We start from the raw sequence: 24804 nt of genomic DNA, 5'->3' as shown, positions 1-24804 counted from the left end.
GCCGGATGAGCACGCTGGAGAAGGAGCCGACTCGTACTCGGCGCGGGAGCCTGCGCTGGATAGCGGTGGTCGTGGTGCTCTCGGCGGTCGCAGTCGGCGGCGTGGTGGGTGTGCGCTGGTGGCAGGACCATTCATCGGACGGGGCGATAGCGGGAGACCGCTACAAGTCATTTCCCGCCGTGGACCGAACCGGGCTCGACGAGACCCAGAGCCGCATTGTGGATGTGCTGGAACGGGAATTCAAGGCGCAGAACGCCGGAACGAAATACTCCGAGGGCATCGAGGAACAGTGGTGCAGCGACTTCGTGAGCTGGGTGCTGCGCGAGGCCGGGCGGCCACTGGCCAATCCGAATTCCGGATCATGGCGGATTCCCGGCGTGTACACGCTCGAGGAGTACTACAGGGGACAGCAACGTTTCGAGCCGCCGAACTCCGAATATCAACCGCGCGTGGGTGATGTGGTGATGTATGCGGCCAGCAGCTCCTTCCATCAGCACACGAATATCATTGTCGCTTCTGACGCGGACACCATCACCACGGTCGGCGGGAACGAATTCGGCAAGGTCAGCATCCATCGTTACCGTCCGGCGGACATTTCCGGGATCGTCGGATTCGGTCGTTTATGAACACGCCGGTTCCACATTCTGGAAACACATCAGCAGGAAGGTGGGCCGGAACGGGAGTTCCGCATACGATGGTGGCGGCGGTGCCCGGCAGCATCGCCGATCGATCCCTGTCCAGCTGCCCCCTCATCGGCTGGACAGGGGTCCCCGCCCGACCGAAAGTGACTGGATGACGCCGTCCGACGAACCGACCTGGATCGATTACGCCGAATTCGGCGAACGTTTCGTGGCGGCGGCGGTAACGGAATCCCGGATCGAGGCAGCGGTTTCCGGAATGGCCGGACGCGGGATGACCATCGGCCCCTTCGGAATCGGCCCCGCCGGACTGGCCCGCTTCGTGGCCAAGGGCAGCGTCGGCAAACCCACCGTCATTCGCCGCGGACCGCATGTGCACTTCGATGTCGGACTACCCGTGAAACTCCGGGTCGACGTCACCCTCGGCGGACAGCGATTACGCCTGGAAGCGGTCGTGGAAATCGACCTCACGCTGCACGCGCGCACCGCCGACCCACTCCTGGTCGTCATCGATATTCCACCGGTCACCAGCCGTGATGTCAGTTTCGTCATGCGGGCCCAGGCCATCGGCTCCGCCTGGGAACTGCTGCTCGACCCGATCGCCAAGATGGTGCAGCGCGAAGTCGCCAACCGCATCAATGGCATTCTCGCCGACCCGGATTCGCAGCGCGGGCGCACCTTCGACGTGGAAGCCATTCTCAATGGCACCAACTCGCCCTATCGCGGCCGACCCACCCACCAGTGGATCACCTACGACGAATTCGGGCACCGCTTCTTCGAACGCATCGTGACCGCCGACCGGGTGCGCGAAGTCGTCGAATCCATGGCGGGCAAGCCGATCGAGGTCGGGCCGATGCGCGCCGGCCCCGGCAATAAGGCGCAGGTCTCGGTGCAGGGCACGGTGCGACTACCCCGGGTCACCGCCGCGGCCGAACGCCCGGACGCCGCCCGCCCCGAACCCCGCATCGCCGAATTACCCCGCACCACAGAAGCATTGGCCGCCGACGCCGCGGCCGAGGAAAAGATCGACGCGGCCAAACGCGCCGGGCACGATCCCGCGCTGGTGACCTTCGATCTCACCATCCCGGTCAGCCTCGACGTCACCGTCGATGTGCTCCAGTCCAATCGCTATCGCGCCGAAGTGCAGGTGCCGGTCGCACTGACCGCCCGCGCCGCCGAACCCCTGCTGATCATCATCGACGCCGTCCCGCCTCGCGCGCAGGACATCGACCTCGAAATGACCGCCGAAGGCTGGCGCGCAGCCACTCTCGGCAAGCTCGCGGGAATGCGCAAACAGATCGCACAACAGGTGGCCGCGGTCGTCCGCGATGAGGTCGCGGACGTTTCCCGCCGCACCATCGACGTCGGGGCGCGCCTCGACGGCACCAGCGTCTGAGGATCCCGTCAGGCCGTACCGGTCGGGTTGAGGATGGTGAAGCGCCAGGCACCGTCCTTGCCGAGGCTCGCCACATTCGCGGTCGTGCCCGAGGCGGTGACGCGATCTCCGTCCGGTGTCGTCAGTCGCAGGATCCAATCGACGATCACCAGAGCCGTATCCTCGCCCACCAGAATGTGACGAGTTGTGTTGGTGATGTGCGGATTCGCGGCGATGGTCTGCTCGACCTCCTCCCGCAATGCGGCGCTGCCGGTGATCACCTCGCCGGTGACCGTGCGCATCGTCGCGTTCTCGGCGTAGAGCGCCAGGACCCGGTCGGCATCGTGGGCATTGAGCGCGTTCTCGAAGGCATGGGGGAGTAGCGCCGGATCGGTGGGCGGGGAAATCACGTGCCGCCGCAGGAAGGCGGTCAGGGGGTCGTTGATCCGGTCGGGATGGGTCAGGCTCGGCGTGTGTCCCGCATCCGGCACCACGATCAGATCCACGGCTCCCGGCAGGTGATCGTGGAGCATCCGGCCGAGGGGCAGCGGCACCGGCTGATCGGCCTCGCCGTGCACGATCAATGCGGGCTGGGTGATCTCGCCGAGGCGAGCGGTGAGATCATCGACGCCCATGAGTACGGCCACCGCATCGGCCAGGCGTTGCCGCGGCTGCGCATGCCAGGCGCGCAGCCAGTCCTGATGAATCTCGGGCTTGCCGAGCAGCAGGTCGAGCAGGACCGGGGCCACCGCATCGGGGCCGCCCGCCTCGAAACCCGCACGGACGCCGCCCATTTGGGCCAGGGCCTCCGGCGGCCATGCCACCGCCGCGGTGTCGATCAGGACCAGGGCCTCGACGCGTTCCGGCGCGCGGAGTGCGGCGCGCAGCGACAGGAATCCGCCCTGCGAGTGCCCGGCCAGGACGGCTCGTTCGATGCCGAGATGGTCGAGCAGGCCCAGCAGATCGTCGGCGGAGTCCCAATACGTGTACAGCGCACCATCGTCGTCGGTGCGGCCATGCAGCCGCTCATCCCATGTGACACAGCGGAATTCACCGCGCAGCGCCTCGACCTGCGGTGCCCACATCCGGTGATCCATGAGATTCCCGTGGCTGAAGACGACCACCGGCCCCTCGCCCCCGGTGTCCTCGAAGTACAACTGCTGACCATTGACCGGCGCGAAAGGCATCGGCTTGCTCCTTGCTGGGTAGAGACGGCTTGACGAACGACTCCAAGATGCCCGCCGATAGCCGAGCCGGATTGTTCGAAGGCGCACGGTCGCTTGTCGATGTGCGCACGGGAATCGGGCGGCCGCCCGGCGCGTTCTCCCCCAGCCGAGGCAAAGCGCCCTCGAACAGTCATCGGGTGGATGCGAAAGGACGGGCCGTGACCGTAGTTCTGCGGACGCAAGACCATGCGGCGGCGGAGCGGCGCGCGTTCTGGCAGGACCTGGTGTGCGACAGCTTCGTGCCGGTGCACGTCGAACCGCTGCACGGGGAGCCCTTCCACGGTGAGCTCACCGCCGATCGGCTCGGGGCCGTGCAGATCTCGGAGATTTCGGCCGATCCCAGCCGCGTGGACCGGACACCACGCCTGATCGCCCGTTCCGACGCCGAATACCTGCTCGTGGGCCTGATGCAGAGCGGCAGTGCGGTAATCCGCCAGGACGGCCGCGAAACCGTGCTGCGCCCAGGCGAAATCGCCTGTTACGACACCGCCCGGCCCTACACGCTGGTGTGCCGGGAGGATTTCTCCATGCTGGAGTTCATGCTTCCGCACCGGCTGGCGCACCTGGACAGTGGCCGGACCGGCGGGGTGACCGCGACCCGCTTCTCCGCGACCGAAGGAGTCGGCGCGCTGGTCTCGCCGTTCCTCACCCGCGTGGCCCGGCACTCGGGCGAGTACGCGGACAGCGCGGAAAACCTGTCCCACACCCTCGGTGACCTGCTCGCAACCATGCTCGCCGAGCGGCGTCCGGGCCTGGACGACGAGCTTCCCGACGCGCGCCGCACCACGCTCCTGCGCGTGCGCGCGTACATCGACCAGCACTTGGCCGATCCCGGACTGTCGCCCGAGCAGATCGCGCGGGCGCATCACGTATCCCTGCGCTACCTGCAAAAGCTCTTCGCCGACGAGCAGACGACCATCGCGGCCTGGATCCGGCAGCGCCGCTTGGAGGGCTGCCGCCGCGATCTTTCCGGCCCGTTCGCGGCCGACCGCACGGTGGCGTCGATCGCGGTCCGCTGGGGCTTCCTGGACCCGGCTCACTTCAGCCGCGTCTTCAAGGCGGCCTACGGCTCGAGCCCCAGCGATTTCCGGGCGCGCGGTGCGTGACTTGTGGTGCGTATGCGGCGCGTGAGCCTGGCGATTCCAATGTGAATATGGTGAAATGAGGGCACGTTCAGGGCTCCCGGCGCACAGATGATCTTGCTCAGCGCTTTTTGCTGATCTTGGTTATCGGGGAAGGTGCGCCGGCACGCCGCTTTTGGTTCTAACCGGTCATTTCAGGTGACTGGCAAGTTCGACCAGCGAGTGTGCCGAAGGAGTCCGCGATGCGTTCGAGCCATGTCAGCCGACGTTCTTTTCTGACCGGGACAGCCGCGCTCGCCGCCGGTGTCACTGCCGGACTGACACTTCCAGCGACTCCAGCCAATGCCAGGCAACCGCTGGGTACCCTCCTCGACTACGCGGGCGGAGTCCCCGCCGCCGCGGATATCAGTGATGACGGACATCTGGGCGTCATCCGCTACGTCTCCGATCGCCGCCCCGGTGCGGAATGGATGGCCGGAAAACCGCTGCTGGCAAGGGAAGTCGACCAACTCCGCGCCGCCGGACTCACGGTCGTGTCCTGCTATCAATTCGGCAAGGCCGCCACCGCGGATTGGCGCGGCGGTTACGAGGCCGGACTCAAGCACGCCGCCCGCGGCCTGCTGCTCCACAAGACGGCCGGTGGCCCCGACACCGCGCCCATCTACGCCTCGATCGACGACAACCCCAGCGATGAGGAGTTCGAGACCCTCATCCAGCCCTACCTACAGGGCTGGGAAACCGTCATAGGCCGTGATCGCACCGGCGTCTACGCGAACTCACCCACCATCGACTCGATTCGCGATGCCGGGCTGTGTTCGTACTTCTGGCAGCACAATTGGGGCTCGCCCAAGGGCTATGTCCACCCCGACGCCCACCTGCACCAGTTCGAGATCGACAAGCGATCCGTCGGCGGCATCGCCGTCGACGTGAACTCGGTGCTGGCCCCGCAGTACGGCCAGTGGTGGTGAGACTAGGTCTGGCAGTGGCAGGTCGGGTCGTTGACCAGGTCCGGCTCGTCCGCCACGACGCGTAGCGTCCGACGCCGATCCAGCTCGCTCACCTCGCCGCCCTCACCGAAGGCCTGGCGGTCACCCATCCACGAGAAGATGGACCACTGCGAGAACCCCGAGAACGCCGAGCCGAGGCTGGCGAACGAGGCCGACGAAATAAGGGACCCGAACGATCCCGCCGAACCGATCGACAGCACCGAGCCCACGCTGCCGATCGAGAGAATCGAATAGGCCGAGCCGATCGACAGGATCGATCCCTCGGAACGGATCGACAGGATCGATCGTCGCGAATGCAGTCCCCGCCCCATGCTTTTGATAGCGGCCATAGATAGCGGTCTACCACAGAAACCGGTCGACAAACAGATTTCCGGCTTGCCGTTGACGTGTCTCTCGAGCAGGCGAGACCCCGCCGCGAAACGTGGCTACCCCCTTGCAAAAAACGTGCCCCGCTGCGGAACGCAGCGGGGCACGTCTCTTACTTACTGCTTCAGGCGACGGTGAAGAATCCGACCGTCGGCAGGAACGAGCAGGTGATGGGCTGCGAAGCCTCATCGGCCTGGGTGGTCAGCGAGCCGGAGACCACGGCGACGACGCGACCGGAGCCGGTGGGCACGATGGCCGACAGGGTGGCGGGACCGTCCGGGTTGATCTTGGCCTCATCGGTCAGGTTCTGAATGCCGCTCGCGCGGGTGTCCAGGTTCAGCCACTGCACGGTCATCGGCGGGTTCTGGATCACCGTCGGCTGCTTGGTGCCGAGCGCGGTGAACACGAAACCGGCGGAACCGGCGGCCGGTCCGGGCGGGGGCAGGGTGGCCGGGCCGGGCACGGCCAGCGCGGTGCCGACCGAGTCGGAACCGGAGCCGATGCAGCCCTTACCCACGGTCGGCCACAGGAACTGGGAGATGACCGGGCCGTCCTTCGGCACGTCGACGCCACCGCCGCCACTGCCGTCCAGGAAGGTGATGATCTTGCTGAGGGTGTCCTTGACCGACTGCGGCAGGTTCAAGGAGGACAGGATCTGCTTGGCCTGATCGAGAATGGCCTGCTGTGGGCCGGAGGCCACGGGCGAGGCGATATCGGCGGGTCCGGCGGCGGCACCGATAATGGCCGGGACCAGGGAGGCGAGCGCCTCGACCGGAACGCCTTCCGGGATCATCGGAATGGCCGAATTGTTCTGCGGCGCGGGTGCGGGCGCTGCTTGTGCCAGGGTCGGAACGGCGACGGTGGCGCAGGCCGCCAGGGCCAGCGCGGACATTGTGAACCGCGATCCTCGGGTGCGAAGCACTGGTGTAGCCGTCCTTACCTTGAGTACATCTAGCAGCGATGGAGACATCGCTCCGCGCCACTGTAGGGACTAGGCCGTCGTGTTGTACAGCCACAGTGTGATCTTGGCGTCCTCGATCAGTTCACGCTATCGAACGTCCACTCGGATTGGGTGTTACTGATGGGGTCAGTGATGCAAATGTTACTGCCGGGGCCGCGTGTCCCGGAGAGACACACCGCACAGCGATTCGCCCGGTACGACTACTCTTACCGAAGCCCGCACGCCTGCCGCCCGAGCTGAAAGTCATGCCGTGAACCGACACCTCCGACTGGCTGCCGCGGCACTCGGCATCTCGGTGCTGCTCCGCCTGGCCTGGGTGCTATTGCTGCCCAACGGCATGAACTTCGTCGACCTGCACGTCTACGTCGACGGTTCGGCGAATTTCGGCTCGGGCCACCTCTATCAGTACACCGATTCCAGCAAGACGCCCGATTTCGCGCTGCCCTTCACCTACCCGCCGTTCGCCGCGCTGGTGTTCTATCCGCTGCACTTCCTGCCGTTCAGTGTCGTAGCCATCGCCTGGCTACTGCTGACCGTGGTGGCGCTGTTCGCGGTGGTGTGGATCTCGCTGGAATTCATTGTCGGCAAAGACGCGATGCGCGAACAGCATTGGCGCACCATGGCGGTGGCCTGGACGGCACTGAGCCTATGGCTGGAACCGGTGCGGTCGACACTCGACTATGGCCAGGTCAATGTGTTCCTGGTGTTGATCGCCCTGCTCGCGGTGCGCAGCACCAAGTGGTGGCTATCGGGAGCCCTGGTCGGCGCGGCCGCCGGAGTGAAGCTGATCCCGGCCGTGACGGGTTTCTATTTCGCGGCGCGGCAACGCTGGCTCACCGTGGTGTGGTCGGCCGTTGTCTTCGCGGGGACCATCGGACTGACCTACCTGATCTCGCCGGACGAGACGCACGAGTATTTCTTCGAACTGCTCGGCGACGCTTCCCGGGTCGGCCCGGTCGGTTCCGCGACCAATCAGTCGCTGCGCGGTACGCTCAGCCGCTTCGTCGGCCATGACGTGGTGTCGGGGCCGGTGTGGCTGGTGGCGGTGCTGATCACCGCGGTGCTCGCGATACTGGCCTGGCGCAGTCTGGCCGCCGACGACCGGATGGGCACACTGCTCATAGTGCAGTTGTTCGGCCTGATGGTGTCGCCCATTTCCTGGTCGCACCATTGGATTTGGCTGATTCCGGTCATGATGTGGCTGTTGTACGGCCCGCTGCGCGAGGCCGCGGGCGCACGAATTTTGGCAGGATTTTGGCTGTTCGTCACCTTGATCGGGGTGCCGTGGGTCCTAGGTTTCTTCCAAAGTTCAATTTGGACGATTTCCCGGCCCGGAATCCTGTCCTGGCTGGGCGCGGTGGACGTGATCGGCGTCCTGGTCTTCTATGTGTGGGTGATCCGGTCGGGCCGGTTCAGGACTGGGAATGGAGCCGATCGATCTCCCGAGCGAGAGCCACATCCAGCGCGGTGAGACCGCCCGCGTCATGGGTGGAGAGCGTGAAAGTGACTCGCCGCCAGCGGATATCGATATCGGGATGATGATTGGCGGCCTCGGCCGCACCGGCCACCCGGCGCACCAGCTCGATGCCCGCCAGGAATGAAGAGGCTTCCACGGTGCGGGTGATGCTGTCGCCGGTGCGGGTCCATTCCGGCAGGTCGATCAGGGCTTTGGCGAGGTCGTCTTCGGAGAGCTGCACGGGACTCATGGTCCCGGTCTACTCCGGATTCACGCCGCGCGTGCGGCTTTGAGGCCCTTCTTCAGCTCCTTGCCGTGGATACCCGCGGCTTCCAGCTTCTTCATCCGGCAGATGACCACGGGGCATTTGAAGCACCGCGTCTTCTTGCGGCAGCACTTTTTCTTCGGCTTCAGACCCGAAACGTCCTTCGCCTTGACCTTGCCCATGTTGGTTAGCTTAACCTAACTCGTACGCGCTAAACGTGTGAGCTACCCCAGGCGGTAGTCTGTAGGTCGCCGCATGCCCGGTGGAGTTCGCGCTTCGTAGAAATTTCAGGATTTCAGGCGCCGCCCCTTGCATGACCACCCGGGTCGGCACCAAACCCTTGCACCAGGAGGAATCAAACGTGTCGTCTGTCGAGTTCCGTAACGTGGCCATCGTGGCGCACGTCGACCACGGCAAGACAACACTGGTCGACGCCATGCTGCGCCAGTCCGGTGCCTTTGCCGAACGTGCCGAGCTTGTCGATCGAGTGATGGACTCCGGTGATCTGGAGCGCGAGAAGGGCATCACCATTCTCGCAAAGAACACCGCCGTGCACCGGCACAATGCCGATGGTTCGCTCACCGTCATCAACGTGATCGACACCCCCGGCCACGCCGACTTCGGTGGTGAGGTCGAGCGCGGTCTGTCCATGGTCGACGGTGTCGTCCTGCTTGTCGATGCTTCCGAGGGCCCGCTGCCCCAGACCCGCTTCGTGCTGCGCAAGGCCCTCTCGGCCTCGCTGCCGGTGATCCTGGTGGTCAATAAGACCGACCGCCCCGACGCCCGCATCGAAGAGGTCGTCGAGGAGAGCCACGACCTGCTGCTGGACCTCGCCTCCGATCTGGACGACGAGGCCTCCGAAGCCGCCGAGCTGGCCCTGGACCTGCCGGTGCTGTACGCCTCCGGTCGCGCGGGCAAGGCCTCGACCACCCGCCCGGAGAACGGCCAGAACCCCGACGCCGAGAACCTCGACGAGCTGTTCGACGTCCTCATGAAGTACGTGCCCGCCCCCAAGGGCGACGCCTCGGCCGCACTGCAGGCGCACGTCACCAACCTCGACGCCTCGCCGTTCCTGGGTCGTCTCGGCCTGGTGCGCATCCACAATGGCACCCTGCGCAAGGGCGCGAACGTCACCTGGATGAGCGCCGAGGGCAATAAGACCGTCAAGATCACCGAGCTGCTGCAGACCATCGGTGTGCAGCGTCAGCCCGGCGAGGAAGCCGTGGCCGGCGATATCTGCGCCATCGCGGGCATCCCGGAGATCATGATCGGCGACACCCTCGCCGACGTCGACAACCCGGTCGCGCTGCCGCGCATCACCGTCGACGAGCCCGCCATCTCGGTCACCATCGGCACCAACACCTCGCCGCTGGTCGGCCGGGTCAAGGGCCACAAGCTCACCGCCCGCATGGTCAAGGACCGCCTCGACAAGGAACTCGTCGGCAATGTGTCGCTGCGGGTTCTCGACATCGGCCGCCCGGATGCCTGGGAGGTGCAGGGTCGTGGTGAGCTCGCGCTCGCCATCCTGGTCGAGCAGATGCGCCGCGAAGGTTTCGAGCTGACCGTCGGCAAGCCGCAGGTGGTCACCAAGATGGTGGACGGCAAGATGCACGAGCCGTTCGAAGAGCTGACCATCGACTGCCCGGACGAGTACCTGGGTGCGGTCACGCAGCTGCTGGCCGCCCGCAAGGGCAAGATGGTCCAGATGAACAACCACTCCGCCGGATGGGTGCGGATGGAGTTCATCGTGCCGTCGCGTGGCCTGATCGGCTTCCGCACCGACTTCCTCACCGAGACCCGCGGCACAGGTATCGCCAACGCCAACTTCGACGGTTACGCGCCGTGGGCCGGCGAGATCCGCGCCCGCCACACGGGTTCGCTGGTGTCGGACCGTGCCGGTTCGGTCACCCCGTTCGCCATGATCCAGCTGTCCGACCGCGGCCAGTTCTTCGTGGAGCCGGGCGCGGACACCTACGAGGGCATGGTCGTGGGCATCAACCCGCGCTCGGAGGACCTCGATATCAATGTCACCCGCGAGAAGAAGCTGACCAATATGCGCAGCGCCACCGCGGACGTGTTCGAGACCCTCGCCAAGCCGCTGCAGCTGGATCTGGAGCGCGCCATGGAGTTCTGCACCGACGACGAGTGCGTCGAGGTGACCCCGGAGGTCGTGCGCGTGCGCAAGGTTATCCTGGGCGCCACCGAGCGTGGCCGTGAGCTGTCGCGCAAAAAGGCGCGTGACCGCGCCGTCCTGTAAGCAAGCCCGCCCTCTACGGGCGACCCGATCGAACCGACGGCGAGCCACCTCCGGGTGGCTCGCCGAACGTTATGGTCGGCTGCACTTGCGGGCTCTCGCCTAGGATCGCGATGGCAACGCGACTGTGGTCACCGCTACCTTCATGGTTCGCGGCCGTCTCGCTTCTGGACTGAGTGGAGCGGGGGAGCGAAGCGGAGGAGCGGAGGGAGGGAAGAAGTGAGACTTCAGGGCCGCGAACCCGCCCGGAGCGAAGCGGAGGGCAAATGAGACACAGCTGGCGTGCGGTGTTGATCATGGTGGCGACCCTGCTGGCGGTCGGCACCGGCTGCACCGCGAATCCACCGCCTCCGATCGAGAGCACCGACAGCCCCAAGACCACCCCGGCCAAGCCGGGGAAGAACTCGGTCGTGGTGGCGGTGGACGACATCGGGATCGGATTCAATCCGCATCTGCGCTCGCAGCAGTCCCCGGCCACGGCCGCGGTGGCCTCCATGGTGCTGGCGAGCCCGTTCCGGCCGGTGCCCAATCCGGCCACGCCCGGCGGCACCGACTGGGTGCTGGATCCGGCGCTCATGGTGTCGGCGGACGTGACCGCGCAGGAGCCGTTCACCATCACCTATCAGATTCGCAATGAGGCCTCCTGGTCCGATGGCGCGCCCATCGTGGCCGAGGACTTCAAATACCTGTGGCAGCAGATGATCACGCAGCCCGGTGTGGTGGATCCGGCCGGATACCGGCTCATCTCCGATGTCACCGCGGGTGGCGCGGGCGGGAAGACCGTCACCGTCACCATGAGCCAGGAGTATCCGGCCTGGCGGCAGCTGTTCGCCGACCTGCTGCCGCAGCATCTGGTGAAGGACTCCGGCTTCGAACAGGGTCTGGTGGACACCATCCGGATCTCCGGCGGGCAGTTCCGGATCAAGCAGGCCGATCGCGGCCGCGAGGAGATCCTCCTCGAACGCAATGACCGGTACTGGGGCAAGCCCGCGGTGCCGGATCAGATTCTCTTGCGGCGCGGCGGAACTCCCGCGCAGGTGGCCGAATCGCTGCGGGTCGGGGACGCGCAGATGGCGCTGGTGCACGGGGGAGTCGCCCTGCAGGCGCAGCTGGCGGCGATTCCGTCGGTGCGGACGGCCATCATGGCCCAGTCGCGGGAAATGCAGCTGGTGCTCAATGGGCGCAGCGGTGACCTGGCGGATGTGCGGGTGCGCAAGGCCGTGCTCGGGCTGCTGGATCAGGTGCTGCTGGCGACCGTCGGCGCGCAGACCGGCAGCTGGGTGGAACCCGTTCGCGCACAGGTGCTCACGCCGTCGGATCCCGGGTATCTGGTCACAGAGCCGCCGCGGCTGAGCCTCGAAGAGGTGTACGCGCTGCTGTCCGAGGCGGGTTTCGGGCGGGCTCCGGAGGTGCCCAACAGTGGGTCGCCGACTTCGCCTGCGCCGCAACCGCGTTCGATCGCCAAGAACGGGAAGTCGCTGACCATTCGGATCGGCGCGGTCGAGGGTGACGATTCGAGTCTTGCGGTGGCCAATACCGCGGCCGACCAATTGCGTAGTGCCGGAATCGATGTCATCGTGCGCAGCGTGTCGGCCTCGCAGCTGTACGGCAAGGATCTGACCGACGCCGGAATCGACGCCCTGGTCGGCTGGGAGCATGCCGGATCCGATCCGGCGACCGTGCTGGCCTCGCGCTACGGCTGCCCGCCCGTCGCCGAACCCGGTGTGAACAATGGGGATTCGACCGTCGCGGACGGGGCCAAGAAGGCGCCGTCCAATCTGTCCGGCGTGTGCGATCCGACCCTGCAACCGGCCATCGACGCCGCCCTGCGCGGCATCGACGTGGGCAAGGTGATCTCCGATGCCGAACCCAAGCTGTGGGAGATGGCGACCGTACTGCCCATCGTGCAGGACACCCAGGTCGCCGCGGCCGGGCCGCGGGTGGACGGGGCCTCGCTGAGCGGGTCGGTGCAGAACGGCATCTTCGGTGACGCCGCGAACTGGCGGCGGTTGCCGTGAGCGTGACCGGAGTCGACGCCGTCACGGGCGGGTTGCTGCTGGTGCACGCGCACCCCGATGACGAATCCATCACCACCGGCGGGACCATCGCGCACTATCGCAAGCGCGGTGTCCCGGTGACCGTGGTGACCTGCACCCTCGGGGAGGAGGGCGAGGTCATCGGCGAGGAGTTCGCGCAGCTGGTGGCCGATCAGGCGAATCAGCTCGGCGGGTACCGCATTCTCGAATTGACCAGGGCGCTGGGCGAATTGGACGCGGACGGGCGTTTCCTCGGCGGTGCGGGGCGCTGGCGGGACTCCGGGATGGTGGGGACGCCGTCGGCGCGGAATCCGCGCGCCTTCGTGAACTCCGGGGATGCCTCCGTGGACGCGCTGGTCCAGGTGATTCTGGAATTGCGGCCGCGCGTGGTGGTCGGTTACGACCCACGTGGCGGGTATGGGCATCCGGATCACATCCGGGCGCACGAGATCACCATGGCCGCGGTCGATGCCGCCGCCGAATGGGGCTGGCAGGTCCCGAAGGTCTATTGGACCGTGACCGACGGTTCCGCGCTGGTCATGCACACCGAGGCGCTCAAACGCCGCACCGTGGATCAGCTGCCGGGTGCGCTGCCGCGCGGCTGGCGACTCCCGAACGATGGCGAATTGGCCTGTGTGCCCAGTGATTCCGTCACCACCACCGTCGAGGTTTCCGATGCCCTGGCCGCCAAGCGGGCCGCCCTGCGCGCGCACGCCACCCAGGTGACTGTCGCGCCGTCCGGGCGCGAATTCGTGCTGTCGAACTATGTCGCCCAGCCGGTGCTGCCGGAGGAGCACTACATTCTGGTGCGTGGCGAGCGCGGTCCGGTCGGGCCCGATGGGCGGGAACACGATCTGTTCGCCGGACTGGAATGAGAGACTTAGCGCCGTGTACAACTGGGATCTGCAAAACGCCATTGCCGCGTTCGTCGAGAGCCAGCGCCCCTACTTCCAGGCGCAGCACGACCTCTATCTGTCGGTGCTGTACGGCTTCATCGATTTGCAGAGCAGCCTACTGACCCTGCTCGGCTTCCCGCCGGTGCCGTGACCGCGGCCGTCGGAGCCCGTCCGGGCGATTCCGAACTCACCGTGGTGGCCGGTCGCGGCTGGCTGGGCGCGGTGATCGGCGGTCTGCTGGCGGTGGACGCCCTCATCACGCTGGTGCTCGAGGTGCTGTTCCTGCCCATCTACGCGGGTCAGGCCCGGGTGCCCGGCTCCGAGCCGGTGCTGGCCATGGCCGCACCGCTGGCCTCGACCAGCATGACCGAGGGGGCCATTCCGGTTCCGGTCACCGTGCTGGTGGCGGCCATTGTGAACGTGCTGCTGGTCATGGGCATGTCGGTGGTGACCTCGAAGATTCCGGTCATGATCATTCCGCTCATGGTGTGGACGCTGGGCTTCCTGGTGTGCGCGAGCACCGGACCGGGCGGCGACATCATGCTGATGAGCGACTGGCCCACCATGCTCCTGCTGATCGCCGGACTGCTACCGGCGGGGCTGTATCTCTATTGGCGCGCCACTTCTCGGTACGGCACGCCCGCTCGCTGATTCTGCGGCGCGGTCACACTTCGCGTTCCCGCTTCGTCAATGTGTTGAAGGATCTTCCATTGACGAGAAGGAATCAGCATGGGATTCGAAAAGCTGCGTAACGCTGTACGGGGCCGCGTATTGGTAACGGGCGACGCCGATTTCGAGCGGGCGTCTCAGCCCTGGAATGTGGCGATCACGCAGCGGGTGGCCTGCGTTGTCGAGGCCGTCGACGCCGAGGATGTGGCCGCCGTGGTGCGGTTCGCGCGCGATGCCGGGCGGCCGGTGGTGACACAGCCGACCGGGCACACGCCCAGCCTGGATATCGAGACGGCCATCCTGTTGCGCACCGGGCGGTTGAACGGCGTCGAGATCGACGCGCAGGCGCGCCTGGCGCGGGTCGGTGCGGGCGTGCAGTGGGGACAGGTGCAGACCGCGGCGGCCGAGCATGGGCTGACCGGGCTCGCGGGCGGCAATCCGGTGGTCGGGGTGACCGGCTACACCCTCGGCGGTGGGCTGGGCTGGTTCGCTCGCAAGCACGGCTGGGCCTCGGAGGCGGTGCGCGCCTTCGAGATCGTGGACGCCGACGGGCGAGCGGTGCGGGTCACCGCCGACAGTGACGCCGACCTGTTCTGGGCATTGTGCGGTGGCGGTGGCGATTTCGGTGTGGTCACCGCGCTCGAATTCGAGCTGTTCCCGGCGGAGGGCCTGTACGGCGGCCGGGTCATGTGGCCGGGTGTGCGGCAGGCGGAGGTGTGGGAGGCGTTCAAGGAGCTGACCGCCGCTGCACCCGACGAGCTTTCGGTGTGGTTCGAGCGCTTCCAGTTCCCGGAGGCGCCCGAGATGGTGGCGATCGACATTGCCTACCTGGGTGATCCGGGGGAGGGCGAGCAGCTGGTGTCCGTGCTCGATCGGATCGGCGGCGCGATCTCCGATACCCGCGCCGCCATGTCGGTGGCGGACCTCGGCGCCATTACCGCCGAACCCACCAATCCGAGCCCTTCGATCTCCAGTGCGGAGCTGCTGGCCGATCTCGACGACGACACCGTGAAGGTGCTGCTCGGCGAATCCGTTGCGCCGCTGATCAATATCCAGGTCCGGCACCTCGGCGGGGCTCTCGCCCGGACCAGCCCCGAAGCGGGCGCGCGCGGCCCGGTGACCGCGCCCTACGTGGTCTACCTGCTGGGTCTCGGCCTGCCGCAACTGCGAAATGCGGTGGCCGCCAAGCAGAGTGCCATGGCCGATGCCCTTGGTGCGCACATCGTCCCCGGTAAGCCCTACACCTTCCTGGCCCCCGGCGAGCAGGCCGCGGCGGCCTTCGACGCCGCCACCATCGTCCGCCTGCGCGAGATCAAGCAGGCCCGTGACCCGCACGGTGTCCTCCGCGCCAACTTCCCGGTCCAGGCCTGATCCAGATTCCGCAAGGGAGCGAAAACTCATGAACATGACCGAAATTCACGGCACCGTCGCGCCCGGCTTCGACGCGGTGGCCCTCGAATACGCCTCGGTGGTCGCCGCCGAACGCGGTGAGGCCGGTTCCCAGCTGGCGGTCTTCCAGCACGGCCGCCAGGTGGTGGACCTGTGGTCCGGCGATGACATCACCGCCGACTCACTCACCGGCATCTACTCCTCCAGCAAGGGGGTGGCGAGTCTCGTGGTGGCCCTGCTGGTTCAGGAGGGCCTGCTCGACCTCGACCGCCCGGTAGCCGCCGACTGGCCCGAATTCGCCGCCGCCGGAAAGCAATCCATCACCCTCCGCGACCTCCTCGCCCATCGCAGCGGCATTGTCGGTGTGGACACGGGCACCAGCATCGACGAGTTGGCCGACGACCACGTCATCGCCAGTCTGATGGCCGACCAGCGCCCCCATTGGCGACCCGGAACCGCCTACGGCTATGCGGGATTCGTGGGATTCGCCATGGTGAACGAGGTAGTCCGCCGGGTCACCGGCCACAGCCTCCAGCAACACTTCGAGGAGCGCATCCGGGCCCCGCGAAACCTGGACGTCTACCTGGGACTCCCCGAGTCCCTCGAATCGCGCTACGTCCCCATGCTCCCGTGGCTGGCCACCCCCGACCAGGAAGCCCAATTCTGGTCCAATGTCCCAGGCCCGCACAGCCTTCTGGGAATCGCCTTCGCTCTCAACTCCACCCCACCGGTCGACCAGGTCGCCCTGGTCAACAACCGCCGACTCCGTACCCTGGGCCCGGCCTCCATGGGCGGCGTGGCCAGCGCCCGAGGCCTCGCCGCCCTCTACTCCGCGGCCATCACCGAAACCCCCAACGGCGCACCACTTCTCACCCGAGACACGATCGGCGAATTCGCCCAAGCCCACTCCACGGGTGGCGATCTGGTCAACGGCCCCGCCGACCAATTCGCCCTAGGCTTCCAAGCCTTAGGCCTCCTCCACCCCTTCCTCGGCGTAGACGCCTTCGGCCACACCGGCTCAGCAGGCTCCCTCGCCTACGCCGACCCCCACACCGGCCTATCCTTCGGCTACACCCGCCGCCGTTTCGCCTTCGCCTGGAACTTCCCCGAACACGCCCGCCTGGCCGCCGCCGTCCAGCGCTCCGCACTGGGATCCGTAGCCGCCCCCGCCGTCGTGGCCGCCGCCCCTCGACCGTGAATTCCGTTTAGGCGTGGGCGGTTTTGCCGCCGTCTATGACCAGTTGGGCGCCGGTCAGGAACGGCCGTGTCGACGGGTATAAACCTTTTCCGCCGAGATGTTTCATACCTGTAGTTGATTCGGGATGTTTCCGTTACTCTCTCGGCGAGGGAAGCGTGATGAATCGCTCATTTCCGGCGGTGTGGCACGAGGTGAGGCGCCTTGGCGCTCGGTAGCGGAGAGATTAACTGTGAGCAGTTGGCAGAATCTGCGCAAATCGCTCGGGCGGCAAGCGAATTCGAATGGCGAGAAGGTGCGCGGCTGGCTGGGCGTGCGTGCCCGGCTGCTGTCCATCGTCCTCATTTGTAGCACCACGCTTTTCGCGATCGGTGGTGGCGCGGCGGTCTACCTGGTGAAGAATGCCCGCGAATCCAAGCAGTGGGCCGAGCTGGCCAGCAGCACAACCACTCCCGCGATTCTCATGGTGTCGGCGTTCCAGGAGGAGCGGCGGCTGTCGTTATTGCGGCTGGCCGGGGACGGCGACGCGGCGCAAGGCCTGATCGCGGCGCGGCAGCAGTCGGATGCGGCGCTGGCCGCGGTGATCGCCAAGGGCGATGCCGCACGAGAACTGAATCCGGACGGCAAGGCCTCCGATATCGAGGGCTACAACAAGCTTTTCGCCATGGTGCCGACCCTGCGCGCCGGGGTCGACTCGCGGCAGCTGCCCGCGGAGCAGGTTTTCGGATTCTTCACCCAGGTGATCGGCACCATTATCGGCGCCTCCAATCTGGCCGCCCGGGTCGCGCCCGATGCCGATATCGCCGTCGCGCTCGGATACGGCGTGGAACCGCTGCGCGCCGCCGAAGCGCTGTCCCAGGCCGACTCCATCGGCGCGGTGGCCCTGACCACCAATGAGTTCACCGCGGCCCAATTGCTGGAGTTCAGCCATCGGGTCGGCGAATTCCGCGGCCAGGTCGCCTATACCGCGGCGGTGCTGAAGGGCAAGCGGCTCGACCAGCTGAACGCCATTACCGCTGGTCCCGCCTGGCAGCAGGTCCTCGCCATGCAGGACGCCATGCTGCTGCGCGGAACCGTCACGGGCAGTGAGGAGGTCGCGGACAGCACGGGGAAGGCCCGCGACACCAAACAAGAGGCCAAGCAGCCGGTGAAGACGGTCGAGCTGCCCGTCTCGCTGACCGTGTGGCAGGCGGTGTCCGGGCAGGTCAATATCGCCCTGCAGCAGTTGTGGGAGGACCAGAGCCGCGACGCGCACGTGATCGCGCGGGAGCAGGGTGACCAGGCCACCCGCGATTCGATCCTCGGCGGCCTCGCCGTCACGCTCATCGCCACCCTGGCCTTCCTGGCGGCGCTGCTGCTGGCCAATCGCTTCATCGGCCGCATGCGCCGATTGCGCCGCGACACCCTGGAATTGGCCGATGAACGCCTGCCGGAGCTGATTACGCGATTCGGCACCGGCGAGAATGTGGACCCCACGGCCGAGGTGTCGAGCCTGGACTTCGGCACCGATGAGCTCGGCCAGGTGGCCGATGCCTTCAACCGCGCCCACGTGGTGGCGGTCGCGGCCGCGGCGGGCGAGGCCCGGACCCGGCGCGGTATCAATGCGGTGTTCCTCAATATCGCGCACCGCAGTCAGGTGGTGGTGCATCGTCAGCTCGCGCTGCTGGACCGGGCCGAGCGCGAGGAGAAGAACGCCGAGCAGCTCGACCTGCTGTTCCAGCTGGACCATCTCGCGACCCGGGCCCGCCGCAATGCCGAGAACCTGATCATTCTCGGCGGCGAGCAGCCCGGGCGGCGCTGGCGCAATCCGGTGGCGCTGCTGGACCTGGTCCGCGGTGCGATCGCGGAAAGCCTGGACTACACCAGGATCGAGCCCGCTCGCCTGCCCGAGGTGAAGATCGCCAGTCACGCCGTCGCCGACCTGATTCACCTGCTGGCCGAGCTGATGGACAATGCGACCGCCTGCTCGCCGCCCGAATCGCCGGTCACCGTGACCGCCATGGTGGTGGGTCGCGGTGTGGCCGTGGAGATTACCGATCAGGGTCTCGGCATGGCGGCGGAGGAATACGCCGAACGCAATGCGACGCTGGCGAATCCGCCCGACTTCAGTGTGGCCACGTTGTCCGGCGATACCCGGCTCGGATTGTTCGTGGTCGCGAAATTGGCTGGACGGCATGGGATCGCGGTGCGACTGGCCGAATCCGTCTACGGCGGTGCGCGCGCGGTGGTGCTGATTCCGACGGTGCTGCTGGTGACCGGTGATCGGCATGCGCGGCCACTGAGCGGCGTTCCGGTCTCGCACGGGGTAGTCGGACCGGAAATGCCCAGTCCGCGCACCACCGATTGGTTCCAGGCCATTTCGTCGGCTCCGCGATTGCCGGTGCGCGAGCCGGGTTCGTACTCGATCTCGACCAGCCTGGCGCGTCCGCCCCAGCCCGAGCCATTACTTCCCGCTCAACCGGAGCCATTGCTTCCCGCCACATCGGAGCCGCTGCTCGCCTCCACCTCGGAGCCGCAGGTTTCCGCCCAGCCGGAGCCGCTGCTTCCGGCCGCCCCCGTGGCGCTCGGTACACGCCCGGGACTGCCACGCCGCCAACGTGTTTCGATCCCGAAGGAGGACACCGAGCCCAAGACCTCGGACACCACCCGTCGGCGCACCGCCGACGAGGCGCGCAATCGCATGAGCGCGATCGCCCAGGGCACCCGCCAGGGCCGTCGCCCGCGCACCGAATCCGATTCGAACCCAACGGAATAGACGAGAAGGCGACAATGACCACTTCCCAGCGAATCGATCTCGGCTGGCTGCTCGACGAACTGGTCAAGGGGCTCACCGACGCGCAGTCGGCGGTGCTGCTATCCACCGACGGACTGCTGCTCGGCTACTCGGCCGGGCAGGAACGCGCGGACGCCGAGCGATTCGGTGCGATGGCCTCGGCCCTGCACAGCCTGGCCCGCAGCGCCGGAGCGCATTTCCAGGCGGGCGGCGTGCATCAGACGGTCGTCGAACTGGATGAGGCGGTGCTGTTCATCACCGCCGCCGGAGCCAATGCCTGTCTGGCCCTGCTGGCCTCGGAGTCGGCCGATCTGGGGATGATCGCCTACGAGATGAATCAGACGGTGCAGCGCGTCGGAACCCATCTGGCGGTAGACCCCCGAGGCGGCAGCCAACAACCATGAACGACCCGCGCGAACACTGGTACGAGGAGGACGCCGGACCGCTGGTCCGGCTCTACGCCGTGACCCGTGGCCGCGGCCGCGCCGAACGGCCGGATCTGCACCTGGACACCTGGATCGTCGATGTTGCCCGCGGCACCACCCTCTCGCGGCCCGAACCCGAATACGCCGCCATCGTCCGGCTGTGCCGCAACCCGCTCTCGGTGGCGGAGGTATCGGCGCACCTGCACTTGCCGCTCACCCTGACCAAGGTGTTGATCGGCGATCTCATAGACGATGGGCGGCTGCAATTCCGGGAGCCGCCCGGCACGGACGGCGACACCGATATGGGGGTACTGCACGCCGTGCTGGCGGGCATCCGGGCCCTCTGATCGATTCCCGCACAGGAGAACCCGGATGCGGTGCCGCTAACTCAGCTGTGCCGCCAGCCGTTTGGCGTTCATGTAGGCGATCGCCTCGATGGACACCATCGGGTTGACGCCCGGCGCGGTGGGGAAGCTGGAGCCGTCGGCGACGATGATGTTCGTGACATCCCAGGTCGCGCCGTCCGGATTGGTGGCCGACATATCCGGGGAGCCGCCCATGCGGGCCGAGCCCATGATGTGCAGCGCGCCCACCGCGCACTGCCCGGGTCCGTAGCCCGCCTTGCGGCAGGCGGCGTCGAATTCGTCGATCGAGCCGCGCACGCCGGGCTCGTAGGACACTCCGGCCTGGTGGCCGGAGTAGATGCGCTTCGCCCCGGCGGCCTCGAGAATCCTTGCCGCGCCAACGATTCCGGTGTGCATATGCCCGGCGTCGTAGTCGGACAGCTTGTACTTGACGATCGCCTCGCCGGTCTTGTCGATCTCCACCGTGCCGGGATCGCGGTCGCGGGTGATGATGCCGATGGCGTTCGTGCGCGCGAACTCCAGCATGGACTCGCGATGCGCGCTCGCACCGCGCCAGCTCATGAAGCCGGTGGCCAGGCCCGGATGCAGTGGGCCGGTCTCGTAGATGACGCCGTAGCCCTTACCGTCCAGGTCCGCGTGCTCGCGGCTGATCCGGGTCTGGAGCCCGCCCTCCCAGGGGCGCAGCTCCTCGTCGAAGGTGCCGAACACCGCGGCGGCCGGATGTAGTCGCAGGTACTTGCCGATGTTCTTGTTGCGCAGGCCGGATCGCTGCAGCAGCGCGGGCGTCTGGACCGCACCGGCGGCCACCACCACCGCGCGGGCCTTGACGGTGATCGCCACGCCGTCGGAGGTGACGGCCGAAACCGCCTCGGCCCGGCCATTGTTCACCTCGATGCGGCGCACATCGGCATCGACCACCAGTCGCGCGCCGCGTTCGGCCGCATCGGAGAGCCAGGTCTTGGTGACCGACTGCTTCGCACCCAGGCGGCAGCCGTAACCGCAACGGCCACACTCGATCCCGGCATCACAGGCATCGGAGACATTGCGGGGCAGCACATCCAAATCCCAGCCGAGCGCGCGAGCACCGCGATCCAGGATCTCGTCGCGCTTGGACAGCGGCGAGTGCTGGTCATTGACGCCCAGGCGGTCCTGCACCACCTTCAGCGCATCGCCGTACTCGGCGTCGACGAAGTGCTTCGCGCCCAGGTCCGCCCATTCCTGGCGGACCGCATCGGGCGTGGCCAGGGAGGTGCTCCAGTTGACGACCGTGCCGCCGCCCAGGCAGCTGCCCGCGACCAAGGTGATCTGGCCTTCGGCCGAGGCGGCCGGTCCGCCCGCGTACAGACTGGTCAGCCCGCCGAGTTCGCCCGCGCCGAAATCCTGGTCGTCGTAATAGTTTCCGCGCTCGAGGACCACCACATCGAGCCCGGCCTCGGCGAGCACCGCGGCGGCCGTGCCGCCACCCGCGCCCGAGCCGACGATGACGACATCGCAGGTGAGCGTGGTGGATTCGGTGTAGCGCAGCGGGTTCAGCTTCGGTTTCGGCGCGGATTGCAGGGGCCCGGCCGGGGCCGGATAGCCGATCTTCTCCCATAGCGGGTTGGCTCCGGTGGGCCCGGGCGTCACATTGTAGGAGAGCAGCGAGGCGCCCTTGAGTGCCTGGAAGATGGCGCGCACCGGGGCGAGTCCCGAATCACCCAGGCGGATAAGGGCTTTCTCCCGCTGCTCCTGCGACAGTGTGGAGAACTTGCGCGGCCCATTGCCGGTGAGCAGCCCGGTCAGTCGCGAGTCCCACAGCCCGAGGAGTGTGGCCAGCTGTTTCTTCTCCGCCTCGCGCGGATTCCGGCCCAGGATCCGGAAGATGGTGTCGACAGCCCCCAGGTCTGTCGCGGCGGGCAGCGTCGAACCGTCGCCCGGCAGGAACGTATCGCAGATCATGCCCAATGCCGCGCGCTGTCCGGCTGTTGGTTCCATGACGAATCCACCCTTCATAAAGCTCGGTGATTTCTACCATGGGCCGTGAATATCCGCTTACTTTTAGCGGGTTAAACTGGCTAAAGTTCCTGAATCTCAGGTGAATGGGCAATTACTTCCTGGCGGAGCCGGGAATGCCCAGCTGTCCCGGGGTGACCGACTCGATGAGCGTCCACGTCTGATCCACCGGCAGGTCGATGACCTGGTACCGCTTCTTGCCCGCGGCGGAGGCGGCGACGACCGTCGCGACTCCGGCTCGACGCTGGAAGAAGGTCTGCCGAACGGTCCACCCGATGATCCCGGGCGCTTCCAGGCAGTCGCGGTCGCGGTCCAGGGAACCGCTGCGGGTGAGCAGCCAGATCGGGTTGTCATTGCTCGCGGGGATCACCGCGTGGCCGAGGCCGCGGTAACGGTCCCAGGCCAGCGCGAGGGCGACCGGCGCGGCCAGGATCAGCAGCGCCCAGATGAGCGTCGGAATATGTACTCCCGCAATCGATACCGCGATGAGTACCGCCGCCACCGCGGCCACCGGTCCGACCGCCCTGGTGTAGCGGCGGCGCAGCGCGGCACTGCCGTGCTGGGTGAGTTGTGCGGTGACCGGAGGCGGAGCCGTCAGACCGGCATCGGAGCCGGCGTCGTCGAGCGCCGCACTGTCGTCCAGCAGGTGAGCCAGGGTGTGATCGATGGCCGCACGGGGAGCCTGCGGCAGGATCTTCTGTCGCGCACCGGTTCCGGTCATGATGGCTTCCAGCTCGGCGGCTCCGGCCAAGCGGAGCAGCAGTGGCTCATTCACCGTCGCGCCACGCAGCCGAGCCAGATCGAGAGTGGTCTGGCGGGTGGTGAACAACCCGTGCCGCAGGTGCAGGGTCTTCCCATTGTCGACCACTTGCAGGCCGTAGTAGGTCATGAGATACCGGGCGCAGGCCGCCAGGCTGACGACCACGATCAGCGCGATGACCAGCAAGGCGATGAAGACCGCAATGGCTTGCAGGCCACGGTCTTCCACACCCTTGACGGCATTGGAGTCGAAGACGATCTGGGCGAAGCCGTACTGGAAGGCCAGACCGACAATGGGGGCGATAATGGCGAAGCCGGTCAGCGAGAGCGGGGCATAACGCACCCAATTCGGCTGCCAGTGCGCGATTTCCCGGGGCGGCCGGGTGGCCTCGTCCTCCGCACCTGATGTGGTGAGCGAGATCGGCCCATCGGCGAGGGGTGTATCCGGCTGGGCCTCAGCCGATTCCGCACCACCCCGTGTATGCGCGAGCAAGGCGGTCCGCAGATCCGGGACCAGCCGGGCATCCAGCGCGTCGAGTTTGAACTGCTCCCGCCGTTCCACATGCTGCCCGGTGCCGATGGACAGCACCGCCAGCCCGAGCGCCCGATGCAGCAGATCCGCCTCGACATCCACCGAGCGCACCCGATTGCGCGGGATCGAAAGCTTCTTGCGCTGCAGCAATCCCGTGCGCAGCTCGACATTGTCGGGTGTGATCCGATAGGTGGTGGTGAACCAGCGGGTCAGCGCCAGCCCGATGATCACAGCCACCACCGCCAGGCTCCACATGGGGCTGTCGGCGCGCGCCCCGGCGATCAGCGAGGCGAGCAGTACCGGGATATAGCGAATGGTCTCGGTCACCGGATGCACCAGCAGCATGCGCCGATCCAGCCGCTCCCAGGTCTCGGCCGCCAACCCCTCCGGGATCGGCGGCGCATCCGAAATCATCTGTGCGGCGGCCGGATCCGGTGATTCCGGACTCGTCGGCTGACTCATGTCGCATCCCCCCGATGCCGTGCCGCGATCTCGGTGAGCTGGGTGACCGTCCGTCGCGCGTCATCCACTGCGAGCGCACTGATGTGCACGGCTCCCGCCGAGGACGCCGTGGTCACCGTGACCGTCGCCAGCCCGAGCAGCCGTTCCAGCGGCCCCCGATAGGTATCCACCGTCTGCACCCGGGTGATCGGCGCGACCCGGCTCTCCTGAGTGAGCCACCCCGTCCGCGTATAGACGGCCTCATCGGTGATTTCCCACCGATGCACCGCATACCGCCACAGCGGAATCACCGCAATGCTGAATACGGCCGCCACCAGCACGATTCCGAGCACCACGAGCTGCACGGTGCGCCGATTCGAATCGAATGCCGCCCACACCAGCAGCCCGATCAAGGGCACCACCCAGGACAGCGCCGCACTCACCGCCCACAGCAGTTTCGCGCGTGGACTAGGACGCCAGGCGGGATCCGCCATGATGCCGCCGGGGGCGGTGCGCTCGGACATGCTGCCCATGCTTGCATGATTCCCCCGACCAGTGCGGCACATACAAAAGCCGACCGGTCCGATCAGCGCCGCCGATCGCTGAGGGAGCACTGGTGGCGGGGATTCGGACGAATTCCCGCCCCCACAGCTCCCACGCCCCGAACAAAAGCGGGGGGTTTGGGTAGAGGGCGCGGTGGGT

At 67.1% G+C, this 24804-nt stretch carries 23 protein-coding genes; 15 read left to right on the top strand and 8 right to left on the bottom strand.

The window, feature by feature from the left end; translation table 11 throughout:
• Nucleotides 1-5: 5 nt before the first annotated feature.
• Both AB0N05_RS00955 and AB0N05_RS00950 read left to right on the top strand, forming a co-directional pair.
• Entirely contained in the window at nt 6-626 is a 621-nt protein-coding gene (locus AB0N05_RS00955; RefSeq protein ID WP_364685708.1) for a CHAP domain-containing protein, read from the top strand.
• Between the two features lie 166 nt (nt 627-792).
• Nucleotides 793-2034, top strand: a complete 1242-nt coding sequence (locus AB0N05_RS00950; protein ID WP_364685705.1) for a hypothetical protein — start codon at nt 793-795, stop codon at nt 2032-2034.
• 8 nt (nt 2035-2042) lie between these two features.
• On the opposite strand, the gene AB0N05_RS00945 is transcribed toward AB0N05_RS00950, so the two are convergent.
• Nucleotides 2043-3200 carry an alpha/beta fold hydrolase gene (locus AB0N05_RS00945; RefSeq protein WP_364685702.1) on the bottom strand — a complete coding sequence of 386 codons (1158 nt, stop codon included), beginning with the start codon at nt 3198-3200 and terminating at the stop codon, nt 2043-2045.
• Between the two features lie 197 nt (nt 3201-3397).
• On the opposite strand from AB0N05_RS00945, the gene AB0N05_RS00940 reads away from it, so the two are divergent.
• Together AB0N05_RS00940 and AB0N05_RS00935 are read left to right on the top strand one after the other, a co-directional pair.
• Nucleotides 3398-4345, top strand: a complete 948-nt coding sequence (locus AB0N05_RS00940) for a helix-turn-helix domain-containing protein (protein ID WP_364685699.1) — start codon at nt 3398-3400, stop codon at nt 4343-4345.
• Between the two features lie 218 nt (nt 4346-4563).
• Nucleotides 4564-5289 (top strand): glycoside hydrolase domain-containing protein, encoded by a 726-nt coding sequence (locus AB0N05_RS00935; RefSeq protein ID WP_364685696.1) that lies wholly within the window; start codon nt 4564-4566, stop codon nt 5287-5289.
• A 2-nt stretch (nt 5290-5291) separates the two neighbouring features.
• On the opposite strand, the gene AB0N05_RS00930 is transcribed toward AB0N05_RS00935, so the two are convergent.
• A complete protein-coding gene (locus AB0N05_RS00930; RefSeq protein WP_364685693.1) occupies nt 5292-5657 on the bottom strand; it encodes a hypothetical protein in 366 nt (121 codons plus the stop codon).
• 161 nt (nt 5658-5818) lie between these two features.
• Nucleotides 5819-6586 (bottom strand): hypothetical protein, encoded by a 768-nt coding sequence (locus tag AB0N05_RS00925; RefSeq protein ID WP_364685690.1) that lies wholly within the window; start codon nt 6584-6586, stop codon nt 5819-5821.
• 319 nt (nt 6587-6905) lie between these two features.
• Here AB0N05_RS00925 and AB0N05_RS00920 point away from each other — a divergent pair, with 319 nt between their 5' ends.
• Nucleotides 6906-8126, top strand: coding sequence for a mannosyltransferase (locus AB0N05_RS00920; RefSeq protein ID WP_364685687.1), 1221 nt, complete (start codon nt 6906-6908; stop codon nt 8124-8126).
• Here the strand turns inward: AB0N05_RS00920 and AB0N05_RS00915 are convergent.
• Entirely contained in the window at nt 8068-8361 is a 294-nt protein-coding gene (locus AB0N05_RS00915) for a 4a-hydroxytetrahydrobiopterin dehydratase (protein WP_364685684.1), read from the bottom strand. The genes AB0N05_RS00920 and AB0N05_RS00915 overlap by 59 nt on opposite strands.
• A gap of 20 nt (nt 8362-8381) precedes the next feature.
• Complete coding sequence (locus AB0N05_RS00910; RefSeq protein ID WP_364685681.1) at nt 8382-8558, bottom strand: hypothetical protein; 177 nt, start codon at nt 8556-8558, stop codon at nt 8382-8384.
• 179 nt (nt 8559-8737) lie between these two features.
• Here AB0N05_RS00910 and typA point away from each other — a divergent pair, with 179 nt between their 5' ends.
• The 10 genes from typA (at nt 8738) to AB0N05_RS00860 (ending at nt 20360) form a co-directional block, all read left to right on the top strand.
• Nucleotides 8738-10633, top strand: a complete 1896-nt coding sequence (gene typA / locus AB0N05_RS00905; RefSeq protein ID WP_364685678.1) for a translational GTPase TypA — start codon at nt 8738-8740, stop codon at nt 10631-10633.
• Nucleotides 10634-10896: 263 nt separating this feature from the next.
• Nucleotides 10897-12648 carry an ABC transporter family substrate-binding protein gene (locus tag AB0N05_RS00900; RefSeq protein WP_364685675.1) on the top strand — a complete coding sequence of 584 codons (1752 nt, stop codon included), beginning with the start codon at nt 10897-10899 and terminating at the stop codon, nt 12646-12648.
• On the top strand, nt 12645-13541 hold the full coding sequence (gene mshB, locus AB0N05_RS00895) for an N-acetyl-1-D-myo-inositol-2-amino-2-deoxy-alpha-D-glucopyranoside deacetylase (RefSeq protein WP_364685671.1): 897 nt from the start codon (nt 12645-12647) through the stop codon (nt 13539-13541). Before AB0N05_RS00900 ends, mshB begins: the two co-directional genes overlap by 4 nt.
• Nucleotides 13542-13554: 13 nt before the next feature.
• On the top strand, nt 13555-13713 hold the full coding sequence (locus tag AB0N05_RS00890; RefSeq protein ID WP_364685667.1) for a hypothetical protein: 159 nt from the start codon (nt 13555-13557) through the stop codon (nt 13711-13713).
• Nucleotides 13710-14213 (top strand): hypothetical protein, encoded by a 504-nt coding sequence (locus AB0N05_RS00885; protein WP_364685664.1) that lies wholly within the window; start codon nt 13710-13712, stop codon nt 14211-14213. Before AB0N05_RS00890 ends, AB0N05_RS00885 begins: the two co-directional genes overlap by 4 nt.
• A 78-nt stretch (nt 14214-14291) precedes the next feature.
• A complete protein-coding gene (locus tag AB0N05_RS00880) occupies nt 14292-15602 on the top strand; it encodes an FAD-binding oxidoreductase (protein ID WP_364685661.1) in 1311 nt (436 codons plus the stop codon).
• A 34-nt stretch (nt 15603-15636) separates the two neighbouring features.
• Nucleotides 15637-16818, top strand: a complete 1182-nt coding sequence (locus tag AB0N05_RS00875; RefSeq protein WP_364685658.1) for a serine hydrolase domain-containing protein — start codon at nt 15637-15639, stop codon at nt 16816-16818.
• A gap of 229 nt (nt 16819-17047) precedes the next feature.
• A complete protein-coding gene (locus AB0N05_RS00870; protein ID WP_364685655.1) occupies nt 17048-19570 on the top strand; it encodes a nitrate- and nitrite sensing domain-containing protein in 2523 nt (840 codons plus the stop codon).
• A gap of 14 nt (nt 19571-19584) precedes the next feature.
• Nucleotides 19585-19992, top strand: coding sequence for a roadblock/LC7 domain-containing protein (locus tag AB0N05_RS00865; RefSeq protein ID WP_364685652.1), 408 nt, complete (start codon nt 19585-19587; stop codon nt 19990-19992).
• Nucleotides 19989-20360, top strand: a complete 372-nt coding sequence (locus tag AB0N05_RS00860) for a DUF742 domain-containing protein (RefSeq protein ID WP_364685649.1) — start codon at nt 19989-19991, stop codon at nt 20358-20360. The genes AB0N05_RS00865 and AB0N05_RS00860 overlap by 4 nt, the downstream gene beginning before the upstream one ends.
• A 36-nt stretch (nt 20361-20396) precedes the next feature.
• Here the strand turns inward: AB0N05_RS00860 and AB0N05_RS00855 are convergent, their stop codons facing one another.
• From AB0N05_RS00855 to AB0N05_RS00845, 3 genes are all read right to left on the bottom strand, one after another.
• Entirely contained in the window at nt 20397-22352 is a 1956-nt protein-coding gene (locus AB0N05_RS00855) for a GMC family oxidoreductase (protein WP_364685646.1), read from the bottom strand.
• A 112-nt stretch (nt 22353-22464) separates the two neighbouring features.
• Nucleotides 22465-24123 (bottom strand): PH domain-containing protein, encoded by a 1659-nt coding sequence (locus AB0N05_RS00850; protein WP_364685643.1) that lies wholly within the window; start codon nt 24121-24123, stop codon nt 22465-22467.
• Nucleotides 24120-24626, bottom strand: a complete 507-nt coding sequence (locus AB0N05_RS00845; protein ID WP_364687405.1) for a PH domain-containing protein — start codon at nt 24624-24626, stop codon at nt 24120-24122. Before AB0N05_RS00845 ends, AB0N05_RS00850 begins: the two co-directional genes overlap by 4 nt.
• Nucleotides 24627-24804: the final 178 nt, after the last annotated feature.

The sequence above is a fragment of the Nocardia sp. NPDC051030 genome (assembly GCF_040683015.1).
GTDB lineage: Bacteria > Actinomycetota > Actinomycetes > Mycobacteriales > Mycobacteriaceae > Nocardia.
This window is presented reverse-complemented; position numbering and strand designations above follow the sequence as displayed.